Here is a 13,398-nt window from a genome sequence, read left to right as displayed (position 1 = left end):
TCGCGCTGCGTATGAGCTTTTTAGTTCATGGGTGAATCTATCGCGCTGCGTATGAGTTTTTTAGTTCATGGATGGATCTATCGCGCTGTGTATGAGTTTTTTAGTTCATGGATGGATCTATCGCGCTGCGTATGAGCTTTTTAGTTCATGGGTGAATCTATCGCGCTGTGTATGAGCTTTTTAGTTCATAGATGGATCTATCGCGCTGCGTATGAGTTTTTTAGTTCATGGATGGATCTATCGCGCTGTGTATGAGTTTTTTAGTTCATGGATGGATCTATCGCGCTGTGTATGAGTTTTTTAGTTCATGGATGGATCTATCGCGCTGTGTATGAGTTTTTTAGTTCATGGATGGATCTATCGCGCTGTGTATGAGTTTTTTAGTTCATGGATGGATCTATCGCGCTGTGTATGAGTTTTTTAGTTCATGGATGGATCTATCGCGCTGTGTATGAGTTTTTTAGTTCATGGATGGATCTATCGCGCTGCGTATGAGCTTTTTAGTTCATAGATGGATCTATCGCGCTGCGTATGAGCTTTTTTAGTTAACAGATTGATCTATCGTAATGAGCACGAGCTTCGCTAGTTAACAGGTAGGTTGACTTTACTATACTGCGTGTTAGCCTCACAAGTTAGCAGCTTGTCTTACCGTGCTAGCCAACATGTTCAATCACAGTGTATTTGCACATACTTTTGAAATTTTGAAATATAGCAACGATGATAATCGTCTTTTATATACCCAATCTTATTTAAAGGAGCGATACATGATGATCCTACCTGTATATATCCAGTGGGAGATCAATCCAGCACAGCTTCCATATCAGCAGTGGTTTAGCACAACCGGATGGAAGGAGCAATTCATCGAAGGGAAAAATGCGTTTAATGCAGCAAGTGATACAACAAGCGTAGGCTTGATCGAAAATAGATACAGTGAACCTCATAAAAAGTCAGCGAGTCACTACCTAAACCCGTCCCAGCTATGGACAGGCATGGATGAGCATGACGTGCGCCTGTATATTGCAAGCCGCAGTCCAGACCATTGGGATACAACCGGCAGCATGTGGCTACCGGACGATGGATCAATGGCAGCGATGGAACAGGGAAGCCGCTTCTGGCTATGCGAAGAGGAAGTGCTTGCAGTTGTGACAGTAACGGAGGATCAGATGAATAGCGTACATCATCCATTGTGGATACGCTCGGCAGGATACTGGAATGATAAAGCAGATTCTATAGCAGACTTTGCTGCTCACTCGATAAAGCATTACAGTTTTTGAGACAGAACAATCTGCCACGTATACTCACGCGGCAGATTGTTTAGCATGCAGTATGTTGTCTGTTCCAGTGTTAGCGATCTTCTAACACGAGGTTCAATGAAAAAGGATTTTTGCCAAGCAAAATATCGCACTGCTCCAGTGTTAGCGATCTTCTAACACGAGGTTCAATGAAAAGGATTTTTGCCAAGCAAAATATCGTACTGCTTCAGTGTTAGCGATCTTCTAACCCAACAGATTCCTGCGGCTCCACCTGAGTCCGCACCCTTATTCCTTCCCTAAGTGCGGTCTGCCTTACAACCTACATTGCATCCTACCTGCGTGGCTACGTGCTCTTTTCCAACATCCGCTCCAGCGGCTCCGTATCGATAAGTAGCCCTTTCCGCACCTTCAAATACTGATATTCCCCATCAATATGCAGTTTAAGCAATCCATTTTCAAAATCCGTATGCATTTCCTTGAAAAATACACCTTCCGCTACAATCGGCTGATCGGTTTCGTAGCGAATCTGATAGCCTTTTGGTGTGCGGATCACATCGACTTCCACGCCATCCTCATGCGTTTCTTCCAGATTCGCTTTCATACGCTGAACCGCGACGATATGTAGATCGACTGCGCCCAGATGCTCCAGCAGATCATTGACGAGCGAACCGCGCGTAATTTCTTCCCAGAACGAACGCACCGATTGACCGATAATGAGCTGAGTGATTTCATGCTGATGCGCGACATCAGCGATCACCTCTGCCAGCTCGCGATCCTCGTTCAGCTTCACCACGAATGTACCGCCTGCTTCTTCGGTTAGCTTTTTCCAGGCATTATAGTATTGCTGCATATTCATATCCAGTTCACTTACCGGCTCGCTGAGTACACTCAGTACAATCAATGGCGCATTCAGCAGTTGTGCCAGACGAATACCGCGCCGAATCAGACGTTCCCCATTTAGACTGTAATGAACACCAACCATAATTTTTTCTCCGCTCATTGCAATAACAACGCTCCTTTAATCCGTAATACAGGCTTCCAACATGCGATAATGTGCAGATAGCCGATGCTGCTGGATTCATGATCATCCATTTGCTTGCTGCCAGGTGCCCTTTATAGACACTTAACCAGCATCGCTCAAAAAGAATAATAAGACTGGCAATAATAACTAAGAAATTCCCGTTCCATGGGTAAATGTGTCCATGCTTTCATATAAGTTGACGGCTCGGTCGGCACATGTGTAGGTGAGATGCTTTGCAATAGTGCCTTTTGCCATGCGGCTACCGCTTCAGCAGCCAGATGGGTACGTGTGAAGCCCCATTGCTGCTCATATTGACGAATGAATGTCATTGCTTCTGCTGCGTCCAGCCGTTTCAGGTGCCGGAATGCTTGTCCCCACTTTACCAGATCGAGATGTGCCGATCCATCGGAAAACTCAAACTCTGCCCAGCCCGTAGCCCCGTTGCCAGATAGGCGCAGCAAGCCGCAATGTAGAGGACGGTAGGATGCGGGTAAGGCGAGCTTGGCCTGATCGTACAGAAACAGTTCCATCCGATGAATACGTGCCTCATCCATAAACGATTCCGGGCAGGCAACAGACTGAATCAGTGGAGCAACAGCAGATAACATACGTACATACACTCCTTTGAATGTGAGGTTTAGTTGAGAGCCATCATAGGGCATTTTGCACAGAACGTAAATATCCGGTAAAGATGGTGCGCTGTCCTATGAGCTTGCCGCGATGCATGTAATCGGATTCATTCCATCCATTCGTGCCGTTATAGCCATAATGCTCGGTTTTGCTCTTGTTTAGATAAAAAGCTAGTATTTCTGCATAATATGGCGTAAGCAAGCGAAAATGGAAGAAAAATATGCTCTTTAGTGCTCGTATTAGTCAAATTGACAGCAAATGCGAAACGGCTCGTCTTTACTTTGCTATGACAGGAGAGTATGATTCGTCTCAAGTTCATAAATTACGGTGTACGACATCTATATTGGCGCCGTAACCAGCTTAATGTCCGAGCCACAGCGTAAATGTACTGTAGCCGGGGAGCGGGGGAACCAGCGAACAGTGAGTACGATAAGTACAGACTGTTCAGGGGTGAATCGGGTTTGCAGCAGTTTCAAAAGAACGGCTGCCATCCGTAGGGAGACTCTTACTTCCGAATCCGTCAGCTAACCTCGTAAGCTGAATATAAGAGAGGCGACAATGATCATGACATCCGGTAAGCACAGCTCTGTCTGTGTGCGGATTGCCTGAGAAGCTGGCGAGGAAACCTCTTGTGCAGCTTCTTTTTTGTTTGCCTTCACACAATTGGAGGAGAAAGAGATGGAGTTGGAGCAGGAATCGGAGTTGCCTAAGGAGTATGTACTGGTATCTCCAGCGACGCGTGCAGGAGAGCAGTTTATGCAGCTGCTTAAAGTGAAAGGCATTGCCTTTGCCGCGATCGTAAATAGTTATGCAGAAAAAGTAAAACTAGAACGAATGGGTGTAACTCATGTGCTGCTACTTGATACACAGCGTCAGGAGGAATGGACGATTCCGCAGCTCGCTGTCGGCAAAGTGTATCTGTTTGAACGCAGCCTGCCGCTCTGCTGCCGGTATATTCAAATGTGCCGGACATGGACGAGCGAACCGATCTATGTGATTACCGAAAGCAGCAATTCGCGCATGATCTACAGAGGACTCGGTGCCAATCATATTGTGCATACAAATGGCGGCAGTGTCGCCTTTTTGCTCTGAGCAACACCACAGTTTGATACCCGACACCCGAATGACGTAGCATTTGCGCATTCGGGTATACAAGTTTAGAGGATACGTCAGGTACGAATAAAGTATAAAAGTGCGAATAAATGATATGCGGATAAACGATAAAAATATGGCTATACGATAAATGAACAAAGCGATCTATGGATAGGGTACGGATATGGATAGATAAAGTGACTATAGATGAGCTACATCGAGTAGAAGCCTTATAGCTTCAAATAAAGTAATCCAGCTAAAGTAATCCAGCGAATTGGTAGGATGGAGCGATAATATCGCGTACACTCCATCCACTACACCGTCTAATGATAGCGATAAGTAGAAGCGGAAGGAGGGAATACATAAGATGACAGAACGCATAGCATTGGTCGCAGGCGCCACCGGTCTGGTCGGACGCTCACTCGTCGACATCCTCGTCCATGAGCAGACATATGACCGCATCCGAATACTCGTCCGTCAAACCGTAGCGCACTGGCAACCCTATCCGCAAGTCGAACAGATTGTCACCGACTACGATCATCTGGAGCAGCAGGCAGGGACATGGCACGCAACCGATGTGTATTGCTGCCTCGGCACCACGATCAAAAAAGCAGGGAGCCAGGAACGCATGTACCAGATCGATGTGACCTATCCGCTCCGTCTGGCTGAACTTGCCCGTCAGCAAGGAGCCGAGCATTTCCTACTCATTAGCGCGATGGGTGCCGATGCCAACTCACGCATCTTCTATTCGCGGATCAAAGGCGAATTGGAGCAACAACTGTCCCGTCTTGGCTATCCATCCCTGTCCATCGTCCAGCCCTCCTTGCTACTAGGAGACCGCGAAGAATTCCGCCCTGGCGAACGCACCGCCGCTGTCGCTGCTCGCGTCTTATCCCCGTTACTGCGGGGGAGTCTGTCAAAGTATAAACCAATCCAAGCGACCACTGTCGCTCAAGCGATGTACCGTCTTGCCTTAAAGCGCAAAGCAGGTGTAAAGGTTTATTCTTCTCACGAATTACAGCAACTCGGCTCAAAATGAGGGAGATATCGTTGACTGGATTGAAATGGTTGAAGTGGATGATGAAACTAACACATAAAGTCTGCACCAGGACAACACACTAACTAACCCACTGTACGCCAACAATCCTAGCCGCTACAATGGTAACATGGAACCGGATGCCCATCTTAAGCGGCATACCGGATAATTAACATGTGCAGCGATGTCTGCAATGAAACGGAGAATAAATATGTCACAGATGGACGCGAAGCAGGCTGCTTCATTAATTGAGAAATGGATCGCCTTTTACGATATGGATAACCCGGAAGCTTGGGATCGCGATGATTACAAGTTTGTCCAGCAGTCTTGCCGCACGATGCGCGCGGCGATACAGATGTTGCGAGGCAAAAGTGTACCAGATCAACGCAAGCTTGCCGATGGACTGGAGGAGTTTATCGAGGATTCGTTTATGGATGATCCGCATGAATGGGAGCCGGAAAACCGTACCTTTGTCAAACAGGCGATGGAGGCGCTCCAATACACGGCGGCTCAATTACGCAAATCTTTCTCCACTGGAACAAAGCCAGCTACAGGTGCACCACAGCAACGTGGTAACAAAGGGCAGCATAGCAAGTCGGCGGCAGGCAGCACCAACGCGAGCAAAAGCGCAACGATCAAAGCCATAACGACCAAAGGCGGCACAAGCAAACCGTCAAACGCCAAAACTGTCAGTAACCAGAGCACAGGCAACAAAACGGCTCGGAATCAAAATAGTACAAATCCAAACCGTCCGAACAAAACGAGCAACAATAACACTAACAAGACATCCGCAGCCAAAAGCAATCCTACTCGATCCACTTCAAGCAACCGAAATGATCGCGACGGTGGACGCGGCAAAAATGGAGGACGTTAAGTTCTCGGCTAAACAGGAGGCTGATATGAATATCAATCCGAATATCGAGCCAGCAGTGATAGAACACGAACAACATGTACAGATTGAGCTTTGTCCGGCTGAGGACAAACATATTATTTGCAATCTGTATCCTTTTTATTTATATGATCTGTCCGAAATCTGGGAGCGTCTGCCGAATCGGTATGGTGTATTCGAGGAAGAAGATAGCTGTGCTACGCTTGCGCAACAAAGCGAAGTGTTCCAAATTTGGTGGCGTCATCCAGGCACCTTATTTCCTTTTCTCATTCGTGTGAATGGCATTCCAGCTGGCTTTGCGCTCGTATCGACACCGCCGTATGTGCCAGCAGGCGAGCAGGTGGACTATTTTCTACATGAATTTTTCCTAATGCGACCGTTTCGCGGCAAAGGTATTGCACAGCAGGCGGCAAAGCATGTGTTTGATCACTTCGCCGGGCGCTGGGCGCTGCATACTAACCCAACGGGACGTAATACGCACACTCGCCGCTTCTGGCGCCAGCTGCTGGCGGATTACACCAGCTACAAATACGATGAAGAACCATTTGAATCGGATGAGCAGGAGCAGTTTCTAACGTTCCGTTTTGTCAGCCAGGCGACCCCACCATCTAGTTAAAGATGGATACGAGGTGTAGCTAAGTTGAAATTCACAGAGGGATGGGATACATTAAGCTAGAAATCGTAAGCGATTGGGCGATTGTCCATATCACTTCGTATTGAATCCGTATCCGATAGGGATCAACATTAGAAATGGAGCGAAATACACATGAGTGATACAGCAGAACAAGCCTTTTCCAGAGCGTTAGTACAATCTCTAGTCGGCGAACGAGGGCATTTACCGATTGCTCGCGCGCTGTCAGATATTCATCTGAAGCTGGCAGGTGAGCAGGTACAAGGATTGCCGTATACGATCTATCAGCTCGTTAGTCATATGAGCTATTGGCAGGACTTTATGCTGGCTCATGTGCGTGGCGAACAGCCTGCGCGCCCACCCGCTGTAGCAGACAGCTGGCCTGTACAAACCAATGCCGCAGACGAAGCAAGCTGGCAAGTCGTACTGGATGATTTCCTGCAAGGCATCGACACCGCCTGCGAACTCGCGCGCACACTGGAACTGGCTCAACCTTTAGCGTTCATTCCCACCGAAACGGTTGCGGGATTCCTGCGCAATATCGCTTCACATAATACGTATCACCTCGGTGAAATCGTCATTATCCGCCGTCTACTCGGATCATGGCCCCCACCAGGAGGAGGCTTTCCAGCGTAAGCTGGATGGTCTTTTTTGATTTTAAAAGATCACAGGTATTCGGTTAGCTGCTTAGATTCTTGTGCTCCATCTGAGGACGTTCTCTTATTCCCCTTACTAGAAGTAGAGGGTGCAGTAACCAGTAACCAGTAACCAATCCAGTTTGCGTACATTTCTAAAAAATACGCTCAACAAGGTACACCCAACAAGGTACACCCAACATGCAATCATTTTGCCGATGCCGATATGTATTAAATAACCTTGTCAATCAACCCTAAGTCAACGAAACCCCCAAACGAAAACAGCACCCGGACAACGCAACCCGCGCCGTCCAGATGCTGTAACTTAAACCTTTGCCATATTATGCTTTACCGATGCCCTCAACAATCAGGCAAAAATATGATCAATCTGCTCGATTTCCTGCGGTGTCAATTGCACATCCAGCGTCTTGAGATTATCAAGCACCTGATCTGCACGCTTTGCTCCCGGAATGATTGCGTCCAGCGAATCGCGTGTGAGATACCAGGCGAGCACTAGATGAGCAACCTCGATTCCTTTCGCCTGCGCGATCGGACGCAGCATATCGACCTTTTGCAGATTGTGCTGGAATGCTTCGCCTGCAAATAGCGGATCTTTCGCACGCAGATCGTCAAAGCGGGTATCCGCATCATACTTACCAGCCAGTAGACCGGATGCAAGTGGGAAATACGGAATAAAGCTAATTTTATTCGCCGCAGTGTAGGGCAGCAGCTCTTGCTCTGCCGAACGCTTGAACAGATTATATTCGGATTGCAGCACATCGACATAGCCGTCTTTGTTCGCTTCCTTTAATTGATCGATCGAGAAGTTAGACACGCCAATTGCACGAATTTTGCCTTCGTCTTTGAGCTTTTTCAGCTCACCGACCGCTTCATCCTTCGGTGTATGTTCATCTGGAAAGTGAATATAAAACAGATCGATATAATCGGTTTGCAAGCGCTGCAAGCTGCCTTCGACGCTGGCGCGCAGGAAGGCTGGTGAGTTATCGAACGTCACATCGCCTTGTTCGGTAAATTTATGCGCGCCTTTAGTAGCGATAACGAGCTTGTCGCGGTTACCGGTTTCCTTCAGCACTTCACCGATCAGCTCCTCCGAACGTTTCGGTCCATAAATGAATGCTGTATCAATAAAGTTTAGTCCGTGCGCAATTGCGGTACGCACGACCTCTTTGCCTGCTTCCTCGTCGAGATTTGGATACAGATTGTGACCGCCTACTGCATTGGCACCAAGTCCAATCGGATTTACGAGCAGGTCACTTTTACCAAGTCGTTGATGTTGTGTCATTTTCATTCAGCTCCCTTTCCTGTAACATAAGGCCATAATGACATATTGGACATGGTTAACGCTTTCTGAAACGCTGGCTGGCAATAAAGCGAGCATGGTAGTCGTTATCGACTCTTTCTGCTTTGTTCTCTAGCCTCATGATTACAGGAAAAGGAGCCTACCATTCACCTGATGCTCTCCTGCTCCACTTTATTAACTGAACACGAATCATCAAGAAATTGTTATTTTTGTATATGTTGCTTTTTATACGTACAAAATAAGTACGTCCACTGCTCCCCTTTATGGTTACAATCGAGCCTAAATGAGCATTTTCTTCATAGGGATAGGATGTAAAGTAGCCACTTTTGCTTCCAAATTCTGATGCTAAGCTCCTATAGATTAATAAGGAAAAGTAATTTGTTTTGCAATCGTTTGTGCAATCGTGCGCACAAACTTTTGCAGCAAAAATGGAATTGGTTCCACAATTGTCGAAGTGCCCAAAAAAGGAATCGGATCATTCTGAATCGATTCATGCCAAAATCGAATACAAAAATCGCTAAAAAACCGCGCTATTATCATCTTTTCGTGAATTTAAAATTTTATATATCTTCCTCTCAAACACAGTCGGAAAATCGCTTTTTCCTATCGTTTTTAAATATGCTTATGATTAACTATTTTGCTGATGAAAGATAAGGACAAAAAATATTATTTTCATTTGTGAAAAAAGGATTGATTATCTGTAAGCGATATCATAAAATGTTCTTGCGAACAACTGTAAACGCTTACAGGTAGATAATCCATTCTTCTATACGTTGCAAAATATCAGGATAATTAAACGAACGCAAGAATTTGATAAAATTTTGTAATCGCTATCAAATTGTTGTTTACTTTTCCTGATAAAAATAAGAAAATGGTATAAAAGTAAAATTTATCTATTTGTAGCCAGGTGTTTTGTACTTATCAAGCTAAACAAGGTCAAGCCACAAAAGGGATCATATCAAAAGAGAGGGTTGAGTCCATGAAACAGAGTAAACTGAAAAGAAATGGTTCTTTAAGTTTAATGCTGGTGTTGCTGTTCTCCGTCGTGCTGACTGCATGTTCTGGAGGTAATAATGCGGGGACAACAGGCAGTGCGCAGACTGGCAACGAAGGCACAACCGGTACGACAGCAACGACAAGTGGTTCAGATTTGATCAAAACAGCACAGGTTCCTGCCGGCTCCGATCTGGAAAAGGCACTGAATGGTGAATACAAAGGTAAAAAAGTAACGATGTACGGCCCATTCGTCGACGCGGATGAGCAGAAGTTCAATGCAAGTATCAAAGCATTTGAAGATGCAACTGGCATCGATATCGCTTATGAAGGCTCCAAAGAATTTGAAGCGACAATCAACGTTCGTGTAAATGGTGGTAACGCACCGGATATCGCGGACTTCCCGCAACCAGGTCTGCTGGAAACTTTCGCCAAAGCAGGTAAAGTGGTTGACGTATCCACCTTTATGGATGCGGATTATATGAAAAAACAGTACAAACAAAGCTGGCTGGACATGGCACAAATGGCAGGTCCGGACAAAGATATCACAGCTGGCGTTTGGGCGCGTAGCAGTGTGAAAAGCCTTGTATGGTACAACAAAAAAGCCTTCGACGAAGCAGGCTACACTGTACCAAAAACATGGGATGAAATGATGAAGCTGACCGAGCAGATCGCTGCGGACGGCGACCCTGCCTGGAGTATCGGTATCGAGAGTGGCGCGGCAACAGGCTGGCCTGCTACCGACTGGGTAGAGGATATCATGCTGCGTACAACAACGCCTGAAAACTATGATAAATGGGTGAAAGGCGAACTGCCATTCACCGATCCAATTGTGAAAAATGCCGTTGAGAAAATGTCCGAGATCTGGTTCAACAAAGATTATGTATACGGTGGTCGTAGCTCTATCGCAACAACGAACTTTGGTGATGCAATCGCTCCGCTGTTTACGAATCCTCCAAAAGCATGGCTGCACCGTCAAGCTGGATTCATCACTTCCTTCATTCCTGAAGGCGTAAAACCAGAAGATTACGATTGGTTCCCATTCCCATCGATCGATGCACAATACGGTACACCAGCGCTGATCTCCGGCGATATTTATGCAATGTTTAATGATCGTCCTGAAGTACGTGCAGTGATGGAATTCTTCACAACGGCGGAGTCTCTGCAAAGCTGGATCAAATCCGGCGGTGTAACACCTCCAATGAACGGTACACCGGATGATTGGTTCGCTAACGAGCAAGAGCGTCGTATGTCTGAATTTGTACAAACTGCCAAAACAATCCGCTTCGATGGTTCTGACCTGATGCCAGGTTCTGTTGGTGCAGGTACGTTCTGGAAAGGAATGACTGACTACGTGAGTGGTACAGCCAACCTCGATCAAGCGATGCAAGGAATTCAAGCCGGCTGGAAAAAATAAACCGGCGAATACCAATTAAGACCAACCGCCAAAACGGACCGGGATTGATTCGGTCCGCTTTGGTTTGATTAGAACCAATTTTTGAGGTTTGTTTGCAAATTGCTGAAGGGGGAAAGCCAATGGACGTAAGCAAAACAATGGATGCGCGTTCGAATCAACGATTCACGCCCAAACTGATCCTGTTATCCATCCTTGTCCCGTTACTGAATCTCGGTCTGCACACGCTGATCTTCCTGTTTTTCAGAAGTTCAGACCTGCCGCCAATGGTCAATGCCTTCCTTGCGGTCATCTGGGGGATCTTCGGGATTTATTCGATTTATTTTTCATTGAACTGGGTCGTTGAGCAATATCCAGATAAGTGGAAAGATCGCGTCATTCCGTATGTGTTCGTTGGTCCAGCGGTATTGCTGCTTGGCTGGTTGTTATTCCTGCCAACACTGCGCACGCTGTATTTAAGCTTTTTCAATGCCGATTCTACCCAGTTTGTCGGGTTCGCCAACTTTGCGGCGGTGTTTACCGACCGGCTGCTCGTAACGGCGCTTCGTAACAACTTGTTGTGGGTTGTATTTGGCACACTGGCTTGCGTTATTCTCGGTCTGTTGATTGCTGTGCTGGCAGATCGCAGTAGCTTTGAACGTCTGGCGAAAGCGGTTGTATTTATGCCGATGGCGATCTCCTTCGTTGCGGCAGGCGTGATCTGGAAGTTCATTTACTACTATCAGCCAGGTGCCGATCAAATCGGTCTGCTGAATGCGATTATTGTAAATATGGGCTTTCAACCGCAGGGCTGGCTCAGTATGGTGCAGCCGTGGAACAACCTGTTCCTCATTGTCATTCTCGTCTGGATGCAGACCGGATTTGCGATGGTTATTTTCTCGGCTGCGATCAAAGGGATTCCGGAAGATATGCTGGAAGCAGCACGAATGGACGGTGCAGGCGAAATTCGTATCTTCTTCAAAATCATGCTGCCGGTCATTTCCAGTACGGTACTGGCGGTTACGACAACTATTATCGTGTTTACTCTCAAAATATTTGACGTCGTTATGATCATGACGGGCGGTCAATACGGTACAGAAGTCGTAGCGACCGAGTTTTATCGTCAGTTGTTCATGTATCAGAATGCAGGCTACGGCTCGACGCTGGCAATTGTGCTGCTCATTGCCGTTATTCCGGTCATCATTCTGAATGTGCGTCAGTTGAAGAAGGGAGGAAACCTGTAATGCGCAAAGCCAAAATCAAAGGACAAAAACGCAAAGGTCACTGGCTCGTCAATTTGATACTCGGCATAATCTGTGTGCTCTGGTTTATCCCCACGCTTGGACTGCTTATTTCCTCTGTGCGTCCAGCAGCAGACATCCTACAAAGTGGCTGGTGGACGGTATTTCCGCATCGTCAGTGGGATACGGTTAGTGAACTCAAGCTCGATCGCGATACCGATCTGCGTAAGCCGATCACCGTGAACGGCAAAACATTTTCCGATGATCAGCTTAAAGCTGGTGTGGAAGTAGACGGTCAGCGCCTGATCTGGGAAAATCGCCGGGCACGTACACTGGATGTGCAGGAGAAGAAATGGGGCGCTTCCAACCATTTCACCCTGCAAAACTATGAAACCGTGCTTGGTGGTAAAGAGTATAAGATCACCCAGCCTGACGGTACGATCAAAACGGAACAGGGTAGCGGGATGGGACGCTCGTTCTGGAATACGATTGCGGTCGTTATTCCGTCTACGGTCATTCCGATCTTTATCGCCTCGTTTGCAGCTTATGCGTTTGCCTGGCTGAAATTCCGAGGACGTAATATTTTCTTCATCGTCATTATCGCGTTGCTTGTCGTACCGCTTCAGGTTGCGCTCATTCCGATTTTGCGTGATTATACGACACTCGGATTGAACGGGACGTACTTCGGGATCTGGATGGCGCATACAGCGTTTGGTTTGCCGCTGATCACCTACTTTATGTACAACTCGATCAGTCAGCTGCCTAAAGATCTGTTTGAATCGGCATTTATGGATGGAGCGACCAACTTCACCATTTTCTCAAAGTTGATTTTGCCACTGTCCGTACCGGCGCTGGCATCGATCTCGATCTTCCAGTTCCTGTGGGTGTGGAACGATTATCTCGTGTCCCTCATCTTCCTCGGCTCTCAGCCGGAAGTACAGGTACTGTCGATGAGTATCGCCAACCTGGTCGGCTCGCGTGGTAATGACTGGCATCTGCTCACATCGGCGGCATTCGTGTCGATGCTGACACCACTGGCTGTATTCTTCGCACTGCAAAAGTACTTTGTACGCGGTTTGCTGGGCGGTTCGGTCAAAGGGTAATGGTGCAACTGTGCATGGAATAGACAGCAAGACCGATTCATTCGAGCTTGGAAAGTCAGGCATTCCCCCTTCTGCTGCGACCTGCTCGTGGATCGGTTTGGCGTTTGTGCTGTGTCGTCGTTGCTGCGGTATAGTCGTTTTGCGGTATAGTCGTTTGGAT

12 protein-coding genes and 1 riboswitch are annotated in these 13,398 nt (G+C 47.1%); of the genes, 9 read left to right on the top strand and 3 right to left on the bottom strand.

Going from position 1 to position 13,398, the window contains the following annotated elements; all coding sequences use genetic code 11:
* Positions 1 to 767 precede the first annotated feature (767 nt).
* Positions 768 to 1,274, top strand: coding sequence for a hypothetical protein (locus AAHF22_RS07785; RefSeq protein WP_347324426.1), 507 nt, complete (start codon positions 768 to 770; stop codon positions 1,272 to 1,274).
* Between the two features lie 322 nt (positions 1,275 to 1,596).
* On the opposite strand, the gene AAHF22_RS07780 is transcribed toward AAHF22_RS07785, so the two are convergent.
* Positions 1,597 to 2,253, bottom strand: coding sequence for a universal stress protein (locus AAHF22_RS07780; protein ID WP_347324425.1), 657 nt, complete (start codon positions 2,251 to 2,253; stop codon positions 1,597 to 1,599).
* Between the two features lie 137 nt (positions 2,254 to 2,390).
* A complete protein-coding gene (locus AAHF22_RS07775; RefSeq protein ID WP_347324424.1) occupies positions 2,391 to 2,882 on the bottom strand; it encodes a hypothetical protein in 492 nt (163 codons plus the stop codon).
* Between the two features lie 398 nt (positions 2,883 to 3,280).
* A riboswitch (cyclic di-AMP (ydaO/yuaA leader) is annotated at positions 3,281 to 3,459 on the top strand.
* A gap of 123 nt (positions 3,460 to 3,582) precedes the next feature.
* Here AAHF22_RS07775 and AAHF22_RS07770 point away from each other — a divergent pair.
* The 5 genes from AAHF22_RS07770 (at position 3,583) to AAHF22_RS07750 (ending at position 7,188) form a co-directional block, all read left to right on the top strand.
* Positions 3,583 to 3,996 carry an MDR/zinc-dependent alcohol dehydrogenase-like family protein gene (locus AAHF22_RS07770; protein ID WP_347324423.1) on the top strand — a complete coding sequence of 138 codons (414 nt, stop codon included), beginning with the start codon at positions 3,583 to 3,585 and terminating at the stop codon, positions 3,994 to 3,996.
* Between the two features lie 367 nt (positions 3,997 to 4,363).
* Positions 4,364 to 5,035 (top strand): oxidoreductase, encoded by a 672-nt coding sequence (locus tag AAHF22_RS07765; protein WP_347324422.1) that lies wholly within the window; start codon positions 4,364 to 4,366, stop codon positions 5,033 to 5,035.
* 208 nt (positions 5,036 to 5,243) lie between these two features.
* Positions 5,244 to 5,906, top strand: a complete 663-nt coding sequence (locus tag AAHF22_RS07760; protein WP_347324421.1) for a hypothetical protein — start codon at positions 5,244 to 5,246, stop codon at positions 5,904 to 5,906.
* A 25-nt stretch (positions 5,907 to 5,931) separates the two neighbouring features.
* Positions 5,932 to 6,537: a GNAT family N-acetyltransferase gene (locus AAHF22_RS07755; protein WP_347324420.1), complete on the top strand. Its 606-nt coding sequence runs from the start codon at positions 5,932 to 5,934 to the stop codon at positions 6,535 to 6,537.
* Between the two features lie 150 nt (positions 6,538 to 6,687).
* The gene (locus AAHF22_RS07750) at positions 6,688 to 7,188 is read left to right on the top strand and encodes a DinB family protein (protein WP_347324419.1); all 501 of its coding nucleotides are present in this window, start codon (positions 6,688 to 6,690) and stop codon (positions 7,186 to 7,188) included.
* 366 nt (positions 7,189 to 7,554) lie between these two features.
* On the opposite strand, the gene AAHF22_RS07745 is transcribed toward AAHF22_RS07750, so the two are convergent.
* Positions 7,555 to 8,490 (bottom strand): aldo/keto reductase, encoded by a 936-nt coding sequence (locus tag AAHF22_RS07745; RefSeq protein ID WP_347324418.1) that lies wholly within the window; start codon positions 8,488 to 8,490, stop codon positions 7,555 to 7,557.
* Positions 8,491 to 9,487: 997 nt separating this feature from the next.
* Between AAHF22_RS07745 and AAHF22_RS07740 the strand changes: the two genes are divergently transcribed.
* From AAHF22_RS07740 to AAHF22_RS07730, 3 genes are all read left to right on the top strand, one after another.
* Positions 9,488 to 10,918, top strand: coding sequence for an ABC transporter substrate-binding protein (locus AAHF22_RS07740; protein WP_347324417.1), 1,431 nt, complete (start codon positions 9,488 to 9,490; stop codon positions 10,916 to 10,918).
* A 119-nt stretch (positions 10,919 to 11,037) separates the two neighbouring features.
* Complete coding sequence (locus tag AAHF22_RS07735; protein ID WP_371834031.1) at positions 11,038 to 12,138, top strand: carbohydrate ABC transporter permease; 1,101 nt, start codon at positions 11,038 to 11,040, stop codon at positions 12,136 to 12,138.
* Entirely contained in the window at positions 12,138 to 13,238 is a 1,101-nt protein-coding gene (locus tag AAHF22_RS07730; RefSeq protein WP_347324416.1) for a carbohydrate ABC transporter permease, read from the top strand. The genes AAHF22_RS07735 and AAHF22_RS07730 overlap by 1 nt, the downstream gene beginning before the upstream one ends.
* Positions 13,239 to 13,398: the final 160 nt, after the last annotated feature.

Origin of the sequence: Paenibacillus wenxiniae, from assembly GCF_039822605.1 — a bacterium.
Classification (GTDB): Bacteria; Bacillota; Bacilli; order Paenibacillales; family Paenibacillaceae; genus Saccharibacillus; species Saccharibacillus wenxiniae.
The sequence above is the reverse complement of the archived record's forward strand: the minus strand, read 5'-3'. Positions and strand labels throughout refer to the sequence as shown.